Source organism: Pseudokineococcus sp. 5B2Z-1, from assembly GCF_037482305.1.
Taxonomy (GTDB): domain Bacteria; phylum Actinomycetota; class Actinomycetes; order Actinomycetales; family Quadrisphaeraceae; genus Pseudokineococcus.
Window position 1 is genome coordinate 950801 of the sequence record NZ_JBBHZG010000001.1, and the last position, 16741, is coordinate 967541.

Here is a 16741-nt window from a genome sequence, read left to right on the forward strand (position 1 = left end):
GGGAGCACCGAGGAGTACCTCGCGGCGCTGGCCGAGGTGGACCGCCGCTTCGGCCGCGCGCCGGACGGGCGCCCGCTCGGCCCCGACGTGGTCGTCGTGACGACGCTGCGGCGGCGCGCCCTGCGCGTGGCCCTGCGCGGGGCGCGCGACGCCTCGCGCGCGGTGCGTCGTCGGCTGCCCCCGGGCGTGCCCGGCTCGCGGCGCTACGGCAGCCTCTGACGGTGCCCGCCACCGCGCCGTCCTCCCCCGACACGACCCTGCCCGAGCTCGTCCTCCTCGACGTCAACGAGACCCTCTCCGACACCGCCCCGGTCGCCGCCGCCCTCGAGGAGGTCGGAGCCCCCGGCCACCTGGCGACCACGTGGTTCGCCGGGGTGCTGCGCGACGGCTTCGCGCGCACGGCCGCCGGCGCCGCGGCCCCCTTCGCCGACGTCGCCCGCGGAGGGCTGCGGGCGGTCCTCGAGGGCGAGGTCGACGACGTCGACGCTGCCGCCGACCGCGTCATGCACGCCTTCCTCCGCCTCCCCGCCCACGCGGACGTGGCGCCGGGCCTGGCCGCCCTGCACGCCCTCGGCCCGCGCGTGGCCACGCTGTCGAACGGCGCGGCCGAGGTCGCCGGGGCGCTGCTCGAGCGGGCCGGGGCGCGCGCCCACGTGGACCTGCTCCTCTCGGTGGAGGACGCGCCGGGCGGGGCGTGGAAGCCCGCCGCCGCGGCCTACGCGCACGGGCTGGCGGCCACGGGGGTCGCGCCGGGCCGCGCGCTCCTCGTCGCCGTCCACCCGTGGGACGTCGACGGCGCCGCCCGCGCCGGCCTGCGCACCGCCTGGGTCGACCGCGCGGGCCGGACCTACCCGGACCACCTGCTGGCGCCGGACCTCACCGTCCCGTCGCTGACGGCGCTGGCGGAGCGGCTGGGCGCCTGAGCGCCGTCCCCCTCGCCGGCAGCACCGTCGACCACGCCCCCGGCCGCGCCGCCTCCGAGGACCTGCCGCACCCACGCGGAGGCCGAGGCGGCGTCGGCCGCGCGCGCGGCCCGCTCGGCGCCCGGGGGCGCCGGCGGGCGCTGGACGACGACGACGGGCAGGTCGAGCTCGCGCGCCGCGACGAGGACCGCCGCTCCGCCGGGGCCCCCGCTGTCGGTCGTCACGACGACGCCGACGCCGCGGTCGACCATGAGCGCGACCTCGCCGTCGACGTCGCCGGCGCGTCGGCGCAGGACGACCTCGCACCCGGCCGGCAGCGGCGGTCGTGGCAGGCGCGGGACCCGCAGGACCAGCCGGGGGCGCTCCAGCCGCCCCAGCGCCCCGAGGTCGCGCGCCCCGCCCGCGACGAGGGCGCGCTCCCACGGGCCGTCGTGCAGGACCTCCGCCGCCGCGTCGAGGTCGGGCACGGGTCGCCAGTCGTCACCGGGCTGGGGCAGCCAGGCCGGGCGGTCGAGCAGCAGCAGGGGGACGTCGGCCGCCGCGCACGCCGCGACGGCGGTGCTCGTGATGCGGGCCGAGAAGGGCGACGTCGCGTCCACGACCGCCCGGACGTCGTGGTCGCGCAGCCAGGCGGCGAGGCCCTCGGGGCCGCCGAAGCCGCCGCGGTGGACCTCCCCGGGCGGCGGGACGGGGACGTGGCGGTCGACGGGCAGCGAGCTGGTGACCCGGACCCCGGGCGCGTCCACGAGGTCCACGGCGAGCGCCTGGGCCACCGTCGTCCCGCCGAGCAGGAGGACGTGGTGGGCTGCGGGCTGCACGCCCCCATGCTCGGGCACCGCGCGCGGGCGCGGCGCGGCCGTCGCGCAACGATGCGGTGACGACCGCACGGCCGCCGCCCGCCCGCCGGTGGCTACCGGGGGTCGCGGGGGCCGGCGCCGGCGGACCCGCCGCGCGAGCCGCCGTGACCGCTCGTGCCCAGCGCCTTCCCCAGCGCGTTCTTCGCCTTCGTCACCGTGGAGGAGTGCTTGCCGCCGGTGCGCCGGTTGACGGCGTCACCCGCCCGGTCCAGGCCCGAGGAGACCTTGTCGGGGTTCTGCGACGCGTAGCTGCGCGCCTTCCCGACGAGCCGGCCGATGTTCAGCGCCACGAGATCGCTCCTGTCCGCGCCCGGGGGCGCTCCGTCCGTCGTGCGGGGCCACGACCGGCCCGCTCGCACCAGCGTCGCCGTCCCGCCCCGGCCCCGCCACCCGCGGCGGGCGCGACGTCGGACGGGGCGGCGGGAGGGCGGCTACTGCCCGCCGAAGGCGGGCACCTCGATGGCCTCGGCGCCCTCGCCCAGCGACGCCGGCTGCCCGGTGGCCTCGAGGACGGACCACCACAGGTCGCCGTTGGGGTCCACGCGGTTGCGCGTGCTGACGGCGAGCTGGATGGGGATGTGGACGAAACGCCGCCGCCACCGCCCGACGACCATGTTCGTGCGCCCGGCCATGGCCGCGTGCACGGCCGCGTGCGCGAGGCGCGTGCAGTAGACGCTGTCGTAGGGGTTGGCGGGGACGCTGCGGATGACGTAGCTCGGGTCGATGTAGCGGAGGTTGAGCTCCATGCCGTGGGCGGCGAAGTCCGCGGTGATGCGCTGGCGCAGCAGCCGGCCGACGTCCTGGAGGCGCTTGTTGCCGCTGGCGTCGACCAGCCCGCCCTCGGCCTCGGCCTCGGTGAAGAGCTCCTGCCCGGCGCCCTCGGCGGCCACCACGAGGGCGTGGCCCTGCGAGCGCACCTTGGCGCGCAGCACCTCGAGGAAGCCCCCCGGCCCGTCGAAGGCGAAGGGCACCTCCGGGATGAGGACGAAGTCGGCGTCGTTCTGCGCGAGGGCCGCGTAGCAGGCGATGAAGCCCGAGTGCCGGCCCATGAGCTTGACGACGCTCACGCCGCCGGGCGCCGAGCGCGCCTCGACCTTGGCGCTGCGGATCGAGCGCGTCGCCTCGGAGAACGCCGTCTGGAAGCCGAAGCTCTGGTCGAGGAAGGGGATGTCGTTGTCGATCGTCTTCGGCACGCCCACCACGCCGATGGGGCGGTCGCGCCGGCCGATCTCCTCGGCGATGCGCTGGGCGCCGCGCATCGAGCCGTCACCGCCGATGACGAAGAGGATGCTGATGCCCATGCGCTCGAGGCAGTCGACGACCTGGCCGATGTCCTGCTCGCCGCGCGAGCTGCCGAGGATGGTGCCCCCGAGCGCCGCGATGCCGTCGACCGACTCCACCGTCAGGTCCACCACGTCGTGGCCGTACTCGGGGATGAACCCCTGGTAGCCGTTGCGGAAGCCGTGGATGCGCCGCACCCCGTAGTGGGTCGTCAGCTCCGAGACGAGGGCGCGGATGACGTTGTTGATGCCCGGGCACAGCCCGCCGCAGGTGACGATGCCGACCCGCGTCTTGGAGGGGTCGAAGAAGATCTTCCGGCGGGGCCCCGCGGCCTCCAGGCTCGGCAGCTCCCCGTCCCCGCGGCGCTCGGAGGACGACCGCGTGTCGTCGAAGAGGATGCGGTCGCCCTCCTCCACGGCGTGGTGGCTGGTGCGGCGCCGCTCCAGGAGGGGCGCGAGGGGGGACGGGACCGTCCGAGGACCGAGGGTCCGGACCTCGAAGTCGATGTCCGCGTCGCTGCTCGCCATGCCGGGTCACCTCTCGCCGTCCGTGCTCGTGCCGGTCGGCGACATCCTGGCGCATCCGCGGGGTGACCTCCGTCACACCCCCCGCGCGTCCGCCCGGCCCGGCCGCCGGGCCGGGCGCGCCGTCGCGCCCGGCCGCCGCCGTGTCAGCGCGGGGCCAGGCCGGCGGCGCGCAGCACCTCGGCGCGCTCGCCGGGCTCGAGGCGGTCGACGTAGAGCAGCCCGTCGAGGTGGTCCACCTCGTGCTGCAGGCACACCGCCGCGAGGCCGGAGGCGGACACGCGCACGGGCTCGCCGCGGACGTCGACGCCGGTGACGACGGCGGAGGTCACGCGCTCGACGGCCGCCACCTCGCCGGGCACGGACAGGCAGCCCTCGTCGTCCGTCGCGCGCCGCGCGAAGACGCCCGGCAGGCGCAGGACGGGGTTCACCACCGTCGCGACGACGCGCTCGCCGGCCGCGTCGGGGCAGTCCATGACGAACATCCGGGCGTCGACGCCGATCTGGTTGGCGGCGAGCCCGACGCCGTCGGCCGCGTGCATGCTCACGACCATGTCGGCCTCGAGCTGCGCCAGGTCCGCGTCGAAGGCGGTGACGGGGGCGCAGGGGCGGTGGAGCACGGGGTCGCCGTCGAGGACGATCGGCCGCACCCGTCCGACGGGGCCGCCGTCGCCGGCGCCCTGCGCGGGACCCGGGCCTGCCGGCGACGGGTCGGGCTGGGCGGGGGGCGGGGTGGTCCCGGACGGCACGGTCTCCTCCTGGCACGACGGCGCCGGGGGGTCCCGGCGCGGGCGCCCCATGCTAGGTCCGGGCCGCCGGCACCGGGCCGCCCCTCCTCACCGCCGAGCGGCGGGAGCGGCCGTCCCGGGGGCCCCGGGACGCGCCCCGGGGCCGCCGCCTCAGTCCTCGGTGGCGCGCGGCTGCGGGACGGCGCCGCCGAGCAGCGCGCGCACCTCGGCCTCGCGGTAGCGGCGGTGCCCGCCGAGGGTCCGGATCGACGAGAGCTTGCCCGCCTTGGCCCAGCGCGTGACCGTCTTGGGGTCCACGCGGAAGAGCGCGGCGACCTCTGCGGGGGTGAGCAGGCTCTCGACCTCGTCGGTGCGAGCGGTCATGGCGTCCTCCTGGGGGGCTCGGGCCGGCGCGGCGCCGACCCGTGGTGTCTCGGACCTCGAGTCTGCTGTCGCAACCTGTGAGTCGCCATAGTCCGGAATGACTAGGTCCTGGGTGTTCGTCATCGACGGTGACGGGTCGGGGCACTGGGTGACGGAAAGACGCTTTCCCGTGACCACGAGTGACCTCCGGCGCTCTGGGTCGTCACATCTGTGACCGTCTCGTGATGCCGTCGTCCGTCTGGTGAGAACAGCGCGTCACCCGGACGGACGCGGGAGGGCGCCGGACGGGTGAGGCGCGCGACGCCGGCCGCACGGGAGCGCACTCCCGGTCGGCCCTCCCGGCGGCGCTCACCGGCCGCCCGGGAGGCCGCGCGGCGGGGTCGGGGACGGCGCGGACGGGCCGCCCCCGGGGCCCCGGACCGGTGTGCCGGAAGCGACGGCGAGGCTGTAGCGTGGCGGACGCGCAGAGATGACCAGGCCCCGGGGCCGCCGTCCTCGACGGCCTGCCCCGGCACGACGTTCAGAGGGGGTCGACGCCATGGGGCGCGGCCGTCAGAAGGCGAAGCAGACCAAGGTCGCTCGCCAGCTCAAGTACTACAGCCCGGAGACGGACTACAAGTCCCTCGAGCGCGAGCTCGGGCACTCCGGCACGTCGTACGACCCGCCGGAGCGGGACAGCTCCGACGAGGACGACGACGGCTACGGCGGCTGGGCCTCCGGCTCCTCCCGCTGACACCTCTCCCCCGCGCGGCGGCCGTGCACCCGGCCGGCGCGCTGCGAGCCGGCTGCCTCACGCCGAGGGGTGCTCACCCCGCAGGACGACGCTGCCGCCGTCGACGCCCTTGGCGCCGACCGTGACCTCGGGGCCGCGTCCGCCGTCGTCGGGGCCCACGCCCCCCGCCACCCAGGCGCTCACGCCGGCGGTCGCGAGGTGCGCCAGGGCGCCGTCGACGGCGTCGGGCGCCACCACGGCGACCATGCCGACCCCCATGTTGAGGGTGCGCTCGAGGTCGGCGCGGGGGACGCCGCCGAGGCGGCCGACCAGGCCGACGACCGGGGGCGGGGCCCAGGTGCCGCGGTCGACCACCGCCTGCAGGCCCGCGGGCAGGACGCGGCCGAGGTTCGCCGCGAGCCCGCCGCCGGTGACGTGGCTCAGGGCCCGCAGGTCCGCGCCGAGCCCGCGCGCGAGGGCGAGGCACGGGCGCGTGTAGAGGCGCGTCGGCTCGAGGAGCTCCTCCCCCAGGGTGCGCCCGAGCTCGTCGACGTGGCGCTCGAGCCCCCACCCGGCGTCGGCGACGACCCGGCGCACGAGCGAGTAGCCGTTGCTGTGAAGCCCCGAGCTCGCCATCGCGAGGACGACGTCGCCGTCCCGCACGCGCTGGGGCCCGAGGACGTCGTCGGCCTCGACGACGCCCGTGGCGGCGCCCGCGACGTCGTACTCGTCGGGCTCCATCAGCCCCGGGTGCTCGGCCGTCTCGCCGCCGACGAGGGCGGTGCCGGTCTCCTCGCAGCCACGGGCGACGCCCCGGACGAGGTCGGCGACGCGCTCGGGGTCGACGCGCCCGCAGGCGATGTAGTCGGTCATGAAGAGGGGCCGCGCCCCGCTCACGACGATGTCGTCGACGACCATGGCCACGAGGTCGATCCCGACCGTGTCGTGGACGCCCATCGCCCGCGCCACGGCGATCTTCGTGCCGACGCCGTCCGTGCTCGTCGTCAGCAGCGGCCGGCGCATGCCGACGAGGGCGCTCGCGTCGAAGAGCCCGGCGAAGCCGCCGAGGCCGCCCACGACCTCGGGCCCGTGCGTGCGCGCCACCGCCTCGCGCATGAGCGCGACCGCGCGGTCACCGGCCTCGACGTCGACGCCGGCGGCCGCGTACGTCGTGCCCGTCGGGGCGCCGCCGCTCACCGGCCGCGCCCCGCGACGGCGCCCTCGGCGTCCTTCACCGCGCCGCTCGGCACGGCCGCCGCGGCGCCGAGGACGGCGTCGCCCTGCACCTCGGTGAGCCCCAGCTCGAGCTGGTGCTTGCCCAGGCGGTGGGCGTCCGGCAGCGGCACCGGGTACTCGCCCGTGAAGCAGGCGGAGCAGAGGCGGTCGGCCGGCTGCTCGGTGGCCTCGACCATCGCCTCGTGGGAGATGTACCCCAGCGAGTCGGCGCCGATGCTGCTGCGGATCTCCTCGACGCCCAGGCCCGCGGCGATGAGCTCCGCGCGGCTGGCGAAGTCGATGCCGTAGAAGCACGGCCACGTGACGGGCGGCGAGGAGATGCGCACGTGCACCTCGGCGGCCCCGGCCTCGCGGAGCATCCGCACGAGCGCCCGCTGGGTGTTGCCCCGCACGACGGAGTCGTCGACGACGACGAGCCGCTTGCCGCGGATGACGTCGCGCAGCGGGTTGAGCTTGAGGCGGATCCCGAGCTGGCGGATGGTCTGGTCGGGCTGGATGAAGGTCCGGCCGACGTAGCTGTTCTTGACGAGCCCCTGGCCGTAGGGAATGCCGGAGGCCTCGGCGTACCCGATGGCGGCGGGCGTGCCCGACTCCGGGGTGGGGATGACGAGGTCGGCCTCGACGGGGTGCTCGGCGGCGAGCCGGCGCCCCATCTCCACGCGGGCGGCGTGGACGACGCGTCCGGAGATCGTCGTGTCGGGGCGCGCCAGGTAGACGTACTCGAAGACGCACCCCTTGGGCGTGCCCTCGGCGAAGCGGGTGCTGCGCAGGCCGTCCTCGTCGATCGCGACGAGCTCGCCGGGCTCGACCTCGCGGACGACGCTGGCGCCGACGATGTCGAGCGCCGCCGTCTCGGACGCCACGACCCAGCCGCGCTCGAGGCGCCCGAGGACGAGGGGGCGCACGCCGTGGCGGTCGCGTGCCGCGTAGAGCGTGCGCTCGTCCATGAAGACGAGGCTGAAGGCGCCCTCGAGCAGGGGCAGCACCTCGAGCGCCGTCGCCTCGAGCGTGCGGTCGGGGTGCCCGGCCAGCAGGGCCGTGACGAGCGCCGTGTCGGTGGTGTTGCCGCGCGCCAGCTCCCCGCTCGCGGCGGACTCGCCGGAGTCCCCCCGCATCTCGGCGACCATGTCCCGCAGCGCGTGGCTGTTGGTGAGGTTGCCGTTGTGCCCGAGGGCCACGGTGCCCGTCGCCGTCGCCCCCAGCGTCGGCTGGGCGTTCTCCCACCGGCTCGCGCCCGTCGTGGAGTAGCGCGTGTGGCCGATGGCGAGGGTGCCCTGGAGCGCGCGCAGCGCCGGCTCGTCGAAGACCTGGGACACGAGACCCATGTCCTTGTAGACGAGCAGCTGCGTGCCGGTGCTCACGGCGATGCCCGCGGACTCCTGCCCGCGGTGCTGCAGCGCGTAGATCCCGAAGTACGTCAGCCGCGCGACGTCCTCGTCGGGGGCCCAGACGCCGAAGACCCCGCAGGCGTCCTGCGGGCCCTTCTCGCCGGGGAGCAGGTCGTGGGTCAGCCGTCCGTCGCCACCGGGCACGGCGTCATGGTGGCACAGCGCGCGGCGCCGGCCGGACGCCCGAGGGCCGTCGGAAGGCGTCCACGAGCGTGACCGTGCACGGTCACCCTCGTGGACGGCTCCGCCGAGCACCCCCCGGACGGGTGAGGTCCGGCCCCCGCGGCGCACGCCCCGGCCGCCTGCGCCAGGCTCCGCGGCGTGGGGGCGGACGACGACGAGCTGCGCGTCGACACCACCGGGCTGCGGCCGGCCTACCTCGCCGAGGGCCGGGAGCCGCTGCTCAGCCCCGGCGGCGCCCGGGCGCTGCGCGGCCTGGTGGTCGCCGTCGCGGCCGCGCTCGGTCTCGTCGCCCTGCGCGGCGCGGAGGCGGTGGCCCACCTCGTCGGCGTCGGCGCCGTCGGCCTCGGCGGCGAGCTCCTCGCCCGGGCGCTCGACCGCACCACCCGCATCACGCCCACCCACCTCGACGTCCGCCCCGCGGGACGGCGCCGCGTCGTGACGTGGGACGACGTCCGGGAGCTCGTGCCGCCCGGCCGCTTCGGCGACGGCGGCCGCGCGCTGCTCGCCGACGGCACGGCGGTCCCCCTGCCGCACGTGCCGCGCGAGGACGTCGAGCGGCTCAGCGCCGCCCTGGCCGCCGCGCGCGAGGAGCACCGGGCGCGTGACGCCGACGGCGGGGCCGCCGATGGCTGACCGCTCGCCTCCCGATCTGCAGGACCTCGCGCGGGTGCACTGGGAGCCGTTCGCCCCGCCGCGGGGGCGGGCGCGGACGGTCCTGGTGGTGCTGGGCGTCGTCGTCGTGGTCGCGCTGGCCGCCGCCGTGACGTCCGTCGCCGTCCTCGACGGGCCCGGGGGTGTGGGGAGGCTGATGGCGAACTGGGCCCTCCTCCCCGTCGTCCTGGCGGTCTCGCGCCAGGGCACCGAGGTCGGGCCCGAGGGGCTGCGGCGGCGGCACGGCGTCGTCCGCCGGGCCTGGCGCCCGTGGGAGGACGTCGTGGAGGTCCGGCCCCCGGGGCGCTGGGACCAGTGGCCGGTCGCCGTCCTGGACCGCGAGCGCCTGGACCTGCGGGGCATGGCGACCGGCGACGTCGAGCGCCTCGCCGCCGCGCTGGAGCGGGCCCGCCGGCACGGGCACGGGCCCGGGACGGCGGGCCGGGCGTGACGGACGGCGGGGTCCCCCGCCGTCCGTCAGCCGCCACGGCCCTCAGTCCCCCTTGACGTTCACCACCTGCCGCAGCACGTGGCGGACGTCGACGAGGCGGGCGGCGTCGGCCATGACGACGTCGACCGGCTTGTAGGCCTCCGGGTGCTCGTCGAGGAAGGCGTCCGACTCGCCCCACACGACGTCTCCCATGCGGGCGTCGAGGTCGCTGCGGGAGAACCGCTTCCGCGCCGCGGACCGCGACCACGCCCGCCCCGCCCCGTGGGGCGAGGAGTGCAGCGACACCGGGTCGCCCCGGCCGACGACCACGTAGGACGCGTCGCCCATCGAGCCCGGCACGAGGCCGGGCTCGCCCTCGCGGGCGCTGATGGCGCCCTTGCGGGAGAGCCACACCTCGCGCCCGAAGTGCCTCTCGCGCGCCGTGTAGTTGTGGTGGCAGCCGATGGTCTCCTCGCGGACGACGTCCTCCGGCCCGCCCAGCCCCAGCGCCTCGGCGAGCGCGGCGACGACCCGGTCCATCATCTCCGCGCGGTTGAGCGCGGCGAAGCGCTGCGCCCACAGGAGGGCCTCGACGTAGGCGTCGAACTCGGGCTCCCCCTCGACGAGGTAGGCCAGGTCGCGGTCGGGCAGGTCGTAGAACCGCCGGGTCGCCTGCTCCTGGGCCACCCGGATGTGCCGCTGCGCCAGCTGGTTGCCGACGCCGCGCGACCCGGAGTGCAGGAACAGCCACACCCGGCCGAGCTCGTCCTCGGACACCTCGATGAAGTGGTTGCCCGAGCCGAGCGTCCCCAGCTGCCGCTCCCAGCGCCGCGAGACCTCGTCCGCCTGCTCGACGCCGGGCGTCCCCCGCAGCTCCGCGACGCGGGCCTCCGCCGTCGCCCCCACCCCGCGGTTGCGCCCGCCCGCGGACAGCGGCACGCGCCGGCTGATGCCGGCGTGCAGCGCCCGGAGGTCGGTGCGGCCCAGCTCCTCCACGTCGTGGTCGGTGCGGACGGCGAGCATCCCGCAGCCGATGTCGACGCCCACGGCGGCGGGGATGATCGCGCCGTCGGTGGGGATGACGGAGCCGACCGTCGCCCCCTTGCCGAGGTGCGCGTCGGGCATGAGGGCGACGTGAGGGTGGACGAACGGCATGGTCGCCGTCGTGAGGGCCTGCTCGCGGGTGGCGTCGTCGAGGATCGACGCCCAGCTCATCAGGCGCGGGGAGAGCCGGTCGGGCCGGCCGTCGGTGGGCATGGGTCTGCTCTCTCGTGCGGGAGGAGCCGCACGGGTCCGCGCGGCCCGACGAGGATCACCCCGTGACGGCGGGCCGTCACGCGAGTTCCGCGGCGGGCGGTCCCGGCACCGCCCGGGGGGCCGGGCCGCCGCGGCTCAGCCCCGGCGCGCGACGCGCTCGAGCAGGACGCCGACGAGCCCGCCGAGGAGGCCGAGCGAGAGGCCCAGGGCGGCGAGGAGGTAGCCGAAGACGGCGGCGCGGCTGTACGTCGCGCTCGGCTCGCTCGTCAGGGCGAGGACGAGCGCGAGCACCGCGCCGACGGCCACGCCGAGGCCGACGAGGACCCGGTAGCGGGGGGCGCGGCGGTAGCGCACGCGCTGCGCGCCGGCGAGGTCGGCCTCCGTGGGGGCCGGGCGCTCATCGGCGCCGTCGGCGCCCTCGGTGCGCCGGTCGTCGCCGTCGACCGGGGGCGGCTGCTCGCTCACGGCCGGGACGCTACCCGCCGCCGTCGCGGCCCCTCCGAGGGCACCGGGTGCCCGAGCCCGGCGCCCTCCGGGACGGGCGGCGGTCAGGCGCCGCCCGGCCACAGGGGCAGCACGTCGCCGAGCACCGCGCGCAGGCCGCTCGCCGAGACCCGGCCCTGGGCCACGGCCTCGTCCCACCGCAGGCCGCCGGTGACGAGGTCGAGCCAGGTGGCGGCGTCCGTCTCGACGACGTTGGGCGGCGTCCCCCGGGTGTGCCGGGGCCCCTCGACGCACTGCGCGACGCCGAAGGGCGGCACCCGCACCTCCACGCTGCTGCCGGGCACGCGCTCGGCCAGCTCCTCGAGGGACCCGCGCACGGCCAGCGCGGTGGCCGACCGGTCGGCGCCGGCGGGATCGGCCGCCCACGCGCGGACGGCGTCGCGGGCGCGCTCGGTGGTGATGCGGCGACGTGCGGGCATCAGGCCCCGAAGGCCTCGCGCAGGGTCGCCGTGGACGCGGCGCGCAGCTCGGCCACCGGCACGGTGAAGAGGCCCTGCACGTCGAGCGCGGCGGCCTCGCCCGGCTCGTCGACGACGCCCACGCGCAGCGCCGGCTGGCGGCGCGCGCTGCACACGTCGGTGAAGCGCACCTCCTCCGAGCGCGGCACGGAGACGAGCACGCGCGCCGTCGACTCCGCGAAGAGCGCCGTCGCGGCGTCGACGCCGTCCCGCTCGCACAGCTCGTCGAGCCACACGCGCGCGCCGACGCCGTAGCGCAGGCAGCCCTCGACGACGGCCTGCGCCAGGCCGCCCTCGGAGAGGTCGTGCGCGGCGTCGACGAGCCCGTCGCGGCTGGCGTTGACGAGCACGTCCCCGAGGAGCCGCTCCGCCTCGAGGTCCACGGCCGGCGGCCGCCCGCCGAGGTGGCCGTGCTCGACCTCGGCCCACGCGGACCCGTCGAGCTCGAGCCGCGTGGTGCCGAGCAGGTAGAGCGCCTGGCCGGGCGCGCGCCAGCCGGACGGCGTGCGGCGGGCGACGTCGTCGAGCACGCCGAGGACGCCGACGACGGGCGTCGGGTGGATGGGCGTGTCCGCCGTCGAGTTGTAGAGCGAGACGTTGCCGCCGGTCACGGGCACGCCGAGCACCTGGCAGGCGTCGGCCAGGCCCGTGACGGCCTCCGAGAACTGCCACATGACGTCGGGGTCCTCGGGGCTGCCGAAGTTGAGGCAGTCGGTGACCGCGAGCGGCCGGGCGCCGACGGTGGCGACGTTGCGGTAGGCCTCGGCCAGCGCGAGCTGCGCGCCGGCGTACGGGTCGAGGTAGCCGTAGCGGCCGTTCGCGTCGGTGGACACCGCGACGCCGAGGCCGGTGGCCTCGTCGACGCGGACGACGCCGGCGTCGTCGGGCGTGGCCAGCGCGGTGTTGCCGAGCACGTAGCGGTCGTACTGGTCGGTGACCCAGCCCTTGTCGGCGAGGTTCGGCGAGCCGACGAGGCGCAGCAGCGTCGCGCGCAGGTCCTCCCCCGACGTCGGGCGCGCCAGCGCGGCGGCCGAGTCGGCCTGCAGGGCGTCCTGCCACGACGGGCGGGCGTAGGGGCGCTCGTAGACGGGGCCGTCGTGGGCGACGGTGCGGGGCGGGACGTCGACGACGACCTCGCCGTGCCACGTGACGACGAGGCGCCCGGTGTCCGTGACCTCGCCGAGGACGCTCGTCTCGACGTCCCAGCGCCGCACCACCTCGAGGAAGCGGTCGAGGTGCTCCGGGCGGACGACGGCCATCATCCGCTCCTGGCTCTCGCTCATGAGGATCTCCTCGGGCGAGAGCGACGGGTCGCGCAGGAGCACGCGGTCGAGCTCGACGTGCATGCCGCCGTCGCCGGCGCTGGCGAGCTCGCTCGTGGCGCACGAGAGCCCGGCCCCGCCGAGGTCCTGGATGCCCTCGACGACGCCGGCGCGGAAGAGCTCGAGGCAGCACTCGATGAGGACCTTCTCGGCGAAGGGGTCGCCCACCTGCACGCTCGGGCGCTTGGCCGGCCCGGTCGCGTCGAAGGTCTCCGAGGCCAGCACGGAGACGCCGCCGATGCCGTCGCCGCCCGTGCGGGCGCCGAAGAGGACGACCTTGTTGCCCGCGCCCGTGGCGTTGGCCAGGTGCAGGTCCTCGTGGCGCATGACGCCGACGGCGAGCGCGTTGACGAGCGGGTTGCCCTGGTAGACGGCGTCGAAGACGACCTCGCCGCCGATGTTCGGCAGGCCCAGGCAGTTGCCGTACCCGCCGACGCCCGCGACGACGCCGTGGACGACCCGCGCGGTGTCGGGGTGGTCGACCGCGCCGAAGCGCAGCTGGTCCATGACGGCGACCGGCCGCGCGCCCATGGCGAGGATGTCGCGGACGATGCCGCCGACGCCCGTGGCCGCGCCCTGGTGGGGCTCGACGAAGCTCGGGTGGTTGTGGCTCTCGACCTTGAAGGTGACCGCCCAGCCGTCGCCGATGTCGACGACACCCGCGTTCTCGCCGATGCCGACCATGAGGTGCTCGCGCATCGCCTCGGTGGTCTTCTCGCCGAACTGCCGCAGGTGCACCTTCGAGGACTTGTAGGAGCAGTGCTCGCTCCACATCACCGAGTACATGGCGAGCTCGGCGGACGTCGGGCGCCGGCCGAGGATCTCGCGGATGCGGGCGTGCTCCTCCTCGCGCAGCCCCAGCTCGCGCCAGGGCTGGGCGACGTCGGGCGTGGCCGCCGCTCGCTCGACGGTGTCGACGGCTCCGCCGGACCCGCCCGTCGCGTCCGGTCGGGCGGTGGCGGTGGTCGGCTCGGCCATGGGCGCAGGCTACCGAGGCGGCGGGGCCCTCCCGCCCGCGCCGGAGGGCCGCCCGTGACGTCGTTCGTCGCGTCGACGGCTCAGGTCGGGCGGGCGACGTGCCGAGGACACCGGTGTGGAGGGCATCAGCGGCATCACCGCGCGCATGGCCGGCATCCAGGCCCAGATCGACGCGCTGGCCGTCGGGGGGCCGGGGCGCGCCGCCGCACCGGTCTCGGCGAGCATCCCCTCCTCGAGCGCCGCGTCGTCGTCGGCCTTCTCCGACGCCCTCGCCCAGCAGCTGGGCCAGCAGGCGGGGTCACCGACCGGCGGGACCGCGTCGTCGCTCGCCGCGGCGCTCGGCGGCGGCACGGGCGCCGGTGGCCTCGCCGCGGCACTGGCCGGCGGCGCGACGGCGACCGCGGAGCCCGCCTTCACGACCACGACGACGAGCCTGTCCTCCGACGGCCTCGCCCAGCTGCTCGCCGCCCTGCCGGGCGCCCGCGCCGGCGCGGGGGCGGCGTCCGCCGCACCGGCTGTCGGCGCCGTCGGCGCGGCGGGGGCGGCGTCGTCCGCGCCGTCCGTCGTCGGGCTCGACGCCAAGGGCGTGCCGCTGGACCTCAAGGCGCACGGCAACGGGAAGGTGCCGGAGGGCCAGCTCGTCGAGATCGGCGGCGCCGGGTCCGGCGAGCGCCTGTGGGGCCCGGCCGCGGCCGCCTACGACCGCATGGCCGCCGCGGCGCGGGCCGACGGCGTCACGTGGCGCGTCAACGACAGCTACCGGTCCTACGAGGACCAGGTCTCCATGGCCGCCCGCAAGGGCCTGCGCAGCGAGGGCGGCCTCGCCGCCGCGCCGGGCACGAGCAGCCACGGCTGGGGCATGGCCGTGGACCTCGGCCTCGACGGCCGCGCCCAGGCGTGGATGCGCGAGAACGCCGGCCGCTACGGCTTCGCCGAGACCGTGTCCGGCGAGCCCTGGCACTGGGGCTTCCGCCCGACCTCCGCCGCCTGACCCGTCCCTCTCGACCCGCACGTCCCCAGCGGTCCTCCCCGCACTCTGTCGTCAGAGTGCCGCCGCGCCCGACGTCTCCCCGCACGTCGTCGTCGAAGTGCCGTGGAGGCAAGCCCCTCGGGGGCGAAGTGCCGACGACGTGCGGGGAGAGCGGCCCCGCGGGGGCGAAGTGCCGACGACGTGCGGGGAGGGCGGCCCCGCAAGGGCGACGTGCCGACGACGTGCGGAGGGGGCCCGGTCAGGAGACGAGCTGGCGCAGCACCGAGGAGAAGAAGCGCAGGCCGTCGGTGCCGGCCGTGCCGGTGCGCGGGTCGGGGCCGTAGCCGGCCTCGACGGCGTGCTCGGGGTGCGGCATGAGGCCGACGACGTTGCCCGCGGCGTTGGCGACGCCGGCGATGTCGCGCGCGCTGCCGTTGGGGTTGCGGCCGCCCTCGGGGACGACGTACCGCAGCGCCACGAGGCCCTCGCCCTCGAGGCGGTCGAGCGTCGCCTCGTCGGCCAGGTAGCCGCCCTCCCCATTCTTCAGCGGGACGACGACCTCCTCGCCGGAGGCGTACTCGTGGGTCCACGCCGTCGCGGCGTTCTCCACGCGCAGGCGCTGGTCGGTGCAGACGAAGGTCCGGTGGTCGTTGCGCACGAGGGCCCCGGGCAGCAGGTGCGCCTCGCAGAGCACCTGGAAGCCGTTGCAGATGCCGAGCACCGGCAGCCCGCCGCGGGCGGCGTCGACGAGCGGCTCCATGACGGGCGCGAACCGGGCGATCGCCCCGCACCGCAGGTAGTCGCCGTAGGAGAAGCCGCCGGGCAGGACGACGGCGTCGACGCCCTGGAGGTCGGCGTCCCCGTGCCAGAGCCGGACGGGCTCGCCGCCGGCGAGGCGGACGGCGCGCGCGGCGTCCCCGTCGTCGAGGGAGCCGGGGAAGGTGACGACGCCGACGCGGCCCATCAGGCGGTCCCGCCGGCGAGCGTCGTCGTGGCGGCGTCGGCCTCGACCGGGGCGACCCGGACGACGTCCTCGATGACGGGGTTCGAGAGCAGCACCTCGGCGGCGCGGGCGGCCTCCTCGAGCACCTCGGGCGTCACCTCGCCCTCGACCTCGAGCTCGAAGCGCTTGCCCTGCCGGACGCCGGTGAAGCGCCCGAAGCCCAGGCGCGGCAGCGCGCCCGCGACGGCCTTGCCCTGGGGGTCCAGGATCTCGGGCTTCGGCATGACCTCGACGACGACGCGACCCATGGCGCAGACGCTACCGGGGCGCGGCCGCCGCCCCCGCCGCCGTCCGTCCTGCGGGGACCAGCGGGCCCGCCGCGGCGCGGTGGCCCTCGGAGGCCGGCGTCAGACGCCCGGCACGGGGCCGCCGCGCTCGGCGAGCATGTCCCGCAGGACGGTGAGCTCGGCCTCCTGGCCGGTCGCCATCGCGTCCGCCAGCGCGCGCACCTCCGGCTCGGAGGCCTCCTGCGCGGCGGCGCGCGCCATCTCCACGCCCGCGACGTGGTGCGGGACCATGAGCTGGAGGTAGATCCGCGCGGCCTCCTCGCCGTCCGCGGCCGCGAGGGCGTCCATCTGCGCGGCGCTCGCCATGCCCGGCATGTCGCCGACGGCGCCGAGCCCCTCGGCCGGCACCGCGCCGACGTGCTCCCCGTGGCCACCCTCGAGACTGCCCGCGGAGTGCCCCTCGAGCCCGGACATCCAGGCCATGACCGGCTCGGTGCGCCCCTGGCCGAGGCCCCAGAGCTCGCGCCAGCCGTACATCTGGCCGGCCTGCTGCTGCTGGGTGAGCGCGATGTCGAGGGCGAGGGTGCGCACGTCCTCGTCCTCGACCCGGTCGCGCACGAGGGTCGACATCTGCACGGCCTGCCGGTGGTGGGCCTGCATGTCGAGGGCGAAGCCCGCGTCGACCGAGCCCGCCGCGGGGGGGGGGCCGCCCCCGGGCCCACAGG

Annotated in this window: 20 protein-coding genes; 6 read left to right on the plus strand and 14 right to left on the minus strand. The window is 77.2% G+C overall.

The window, feature by feature from the left end; translation table 11 throughout:
* Positions 1–219 (plus strand): hypothetical protein (locus WDV85_RS04000; RefSeq protein ID WP_339569379.1); only part of this gene is annotated, 219 nt, incomplete at its 5' end.
* Between the two features lie 2 nt (positions 220–221).
* Positions 222–923, plus strand: coding sequence for a haloacid dehalogenase type II (locus tag WDV85_RS04005; protein ID WP_339569380.1), 702 nt, complete (start codon positions 222–224; stop codon positions 921–923).
* Here WDV85_RS04005 and WDV85_RS04010 read toward each other — a convergent pair.
* The 5 genes from WDV85_RS04010 to WDV85_RS04030 all read right to left on the minus strand — a co-directional run bounded on the left by WDV85_RS04010 (position 848) and on the right by WDV85_RS04030 (position 4697).
* Positions 848–1741 (minus strand): precorrin-6A/cobalt-precorrin-6A reductase, encoded by an 894-nt coding sequence (locus WDV85_RS04010; protein ID WP_339569381.1) that lies wholly within the window; start codon positions 1739–1741, stop codon positions 848–850. The genes WDV85_RS04005 and WDV85_RS04010 overlap by 76 nt on opposite strands.
* Positions 1742–1833: 92 nt before the next feature.
* Positions 1834–2070 (minus strand): antitoxin, encoded by a 237-nt coding sequence (locus WDV85_RS04015; protein ID WP_339569382.1) that lies wholly within the window; start codon positions 2068–2070, stop codon positions 1834–1836.
* A gap of 141 nt (positions 2071–2211) precedes the next feature.
* Complete coding sequence (locus tag WDV85_RS04020; protein WP_339569383.1) at positions 2212–3588, minus strand: ATP-dependent 6-phosphofructokinase; 1377 nt, start codon at positions 3586–3588, stop codon at positions 2212–2214.
* Between the two features lie 143 nt (positions 3589–3731).
* Positions 3732–4235: a peptide deformylase gene (gene def / locus WDV85_RS04025; RefSeq protein ID WP_445263197.1), complete on the minus strand. Its 504-nt coding sequence runs from the start codon at positions 4233–4235 to the stop codon at positions 3732–3734.
* Positions 4236–4484: 249 nt separating this feature from the next.
* The gene (locus WDV85_RS04030; protein WP_171203456.1) at positions 4485–4697 is read right to left on the minus strand and encodes a BldC family transcriptional regulator; all 213 of its coding nucleotides are present in this window, start codon (positions 4695–4697) and stop codon (positions 4485–4487) included.
* A 538-nt stretch (positions 4698–5235) separates the two neighbouring features.
* Here WDV85_RS04030 and WDV85_RS04035 point away from each other — a divergent pair.
* Complete coding sequence (locus WDV85_RS04035) at positions 5236–5430, plus strand: DUF3073 domain-containing protein (RefSeq protein WP_171203455.1); 195 nt, start codon at positions 5236–5238, stop codon at positions 5428–5430.
* Positions 5431–5487: 57 nt separating this feature from the next.
* Here the strand turns inward: WDV85_RS04035 and purM are convergent, their stop codons facing one another.
* Together purM and purF are read right to left on the minus strand one after the other, a co-directional pair.
* On the minus strand, positions 5488–6606 hold the full coding sequence (gene purM, locus WDV85_RS04040) for a phosphoribosylformylglycinamidine cyclo-ligase (protein ID WP_339569385.1): 1119 nt from the start codon (positions 6604–6606) through the stop codon (positions 5488–5490).
* Entirely contained in the window at positions 6603–8177 is a 1575-nt protein-coding gene (gene purF / locus WDV85_RS04045; RefSeq protein ID WP_339569386.1) for an amidophosphoribosyltransferase, read from the minus strand. Before purF ends, purM begins: the two co-directional genes overlap by 4 nt.
* A 177-nt stretch (positions 8178–8354) precedes the next feature.
* Here purF and WDV85_RS04050 point away from each other — a divergent pair, with 177 nt between their 5' ends.
* Both WDV85_RS04050 and WDV85_RS04055 read left to right on the plus strand, forming a co-directional pair.
* Entirely contained in the window at positions 8355–8849 is a 495-nt protein-coding gene (locus tag WDV85_RS04050) for a PH domain-containing protein (protein WP_339569387.1), read from the plus strand.
* Positions 8842–9318, plus strand: a complete 477-nt coding sequence (locus WDV85_RS04055) for a hypothetical protein (RefSeq protein ID WP_339569388.1) — start codon at positions 8842–8844, stop codon at positions 9316–9318. Before WDV85_RS04050 ends, WDV85_RS04055 begins: the two co-directional genes overlap by 8 nt.
* Positions 9319–9360: 42 nt before the next feature.
* On the opposite strand, the gene WDV85_RS04060 is transcribed toward WDV85_RS04055, so the two are convergent.
* The 4 genes from WDV85_RS04060 to purL all read right to left on the minus strand — a co-directional run bounded on the left by WDV85_RS04060 (position 9361) and on the right by purL (position 13816).
* Positions 9361–10554: an RtcB family protein gene (locus WDV85_RS04060; RefSeq protein WP_339569389.1), complete on the minus strand. Its 1194-nt coding sequence runs from the start codon at positions 10552–10554 to the stop codon at positions 9361–9363.
* A 135-nt stretch (positions 10555–10689) separates the two neighbouring features.
* Entirely contained in the window at positions 10690–11019 is a 330-nt protein-coding gene (locus tag WDV85_RS04065; protein WP_339569390.1) for a hypothetical protein, read from the minus strand.
* A gap of 83 nt (positions 11020–11102) precedes the next feature.
* Entirely contained in the window at positions 11103–11477 is a 375-nt protein-coding gene (locus WDV85_RS04070) for a sterol carrier family protein (RefSeq protein WP_339569391.1), read from the minus strand.
* On the minus strand, positions 11477–13816 hold the full coding sequence (gene purL, locus WDV85_RS04075; protein WP_339569392.1) for a phosphoribosylformylglycinamidine synthase subunit PurL: 2340 nt from the start codon (positions 13814–13816) through the stop codon (positions 11477–11479). The genes WDV85_RS04070 and purL overlap by 1 nt, the downstream gene beginning before the upstream one ends.
* A gap of 115 nt (positions 13817–13931) precedes the next feature.
* On the opposite strand from purL, the gene WDV85_RS04080 reads away from it, so the two are divergent.
* On the plus strand, positions 13932–14807 hold the full coding sequence (locus WDV85_RS04080; RefSeq protein WP_339569393.1) for a M15 family metallopeptidase: 876 nt from the start codon (positions 13932–13934) through the stop codon (positions 14805–14807).
* A gap of 238 nt (positions 14808–15045) precedes the next feature.
* Here the strand turns inward: WDV85_RS04080 and purQ are convergent, their stop codons facing one another.
* From purQ to WDV85_RS04095, 3 genes are all read right to left on the minus strand, one after another.
* Entirely contained in the window at positions 15046–15750 is a 705-nt protein-coding gene (gene purQ / locus WDV85_RS04085; protein WP_339569394.1) for a phosphoribosylformylglycinamidine synthase subunit PurQ, read from the minus strand.
* Positions 15750–16037 carry a phosphoribosylformylglycinamidine synthase subunit PurS gene (gene purS, locus WDV85_RS04090; protein WP_298806071.1) on the minus strand — a complete coding sequence of 96 codons (288 nt, stop codon included), beginning with the start codon at positions 16035–16037 and terminating at the stop codon, positions 15750–15752. Before purS ends, purQ begins: the two co-directional genes overlap by 1 nt.
* A gap of 99 nt (positions 16038–16136) precedes the next feature.
* Positions 16137–16741 (minus strand): DUF305 domain-containing protein (locus WDV85_RS04095; protein WP_339569395.1); only part of this gene is annotated, 605 nt, incomplete at its 5' end.

What these genes read in the sequence shown, in the direction of transcription:
- WDV85_RS04020 (WP_339569383.1), bottom strand. Translation starts at nt 3,588, where the DNA reads ATGGCGAGCAGCGACGCGGACATCGACTTCGAGGTCCGGACCCTCGGT.
- WDV85_RS04030 (WP_171203456.1), bottom strand. Translation starts at nt 4,697, where the DNA reads ATGACCGCTCGCACCGACGAGGTCGAGAGCCTGCTCACCCCCGCAGAG.
- WDV85_RS04035 (WP_171203455.1), top strand. Translation starts at nt 5,236, where the DNA reads ATGGGGCGCGGCCGTCAGAAGGCGAAGCAGACCAAGGTCGCTCGCCAG.
- WDV85_RS04055 (WP_339569388.1), top strand. Translation starts at nt 8,842, where the DNA reads ATGGCTGACCGCTCGCCTCCCGATCTGCAGGACCTCGCGCGGGTGCAC.
- WDV85_RS04060 (WP_339569389.1), bottom strand. Translation starts at nt 10,554, where the DNA reads ATGCCCACCGACGGCCGGCCCGACCGGCTCTCCCCGCGCCTGATGAGC.
- WDV85_RS04070 (WP_339569391.1), bottom strand. Translation starts at nt 11,477, where the DNA reads ATGCCCGCACGTCGCCGCATCACCACCGAGCGCGCCCGCGACGCCGTC.
- purL (WP_339569392.1), bottom strand. Translation starts at nt 13,816, where the DNA reads ATGGCCGAGCCGACCACCGCCACCGCCCGACCGGACGCGACGGGCGGG.
- purQ (WP_339569394.1), bottom strand. Translation starts at nt 15,750, where the DNA reads ATGGGCCGCGTCGGCGTCGTCACCTTCCCCGGCTCCCTCGACGACGGG.
- purS (WP_298806071.1), bottom strand. Translation starts at nt 16,037, where the DNA reads ATGGGTCGCGTCGTCGTCGAGGTCATGCCGAAGCCCGAGATCCTGGAC.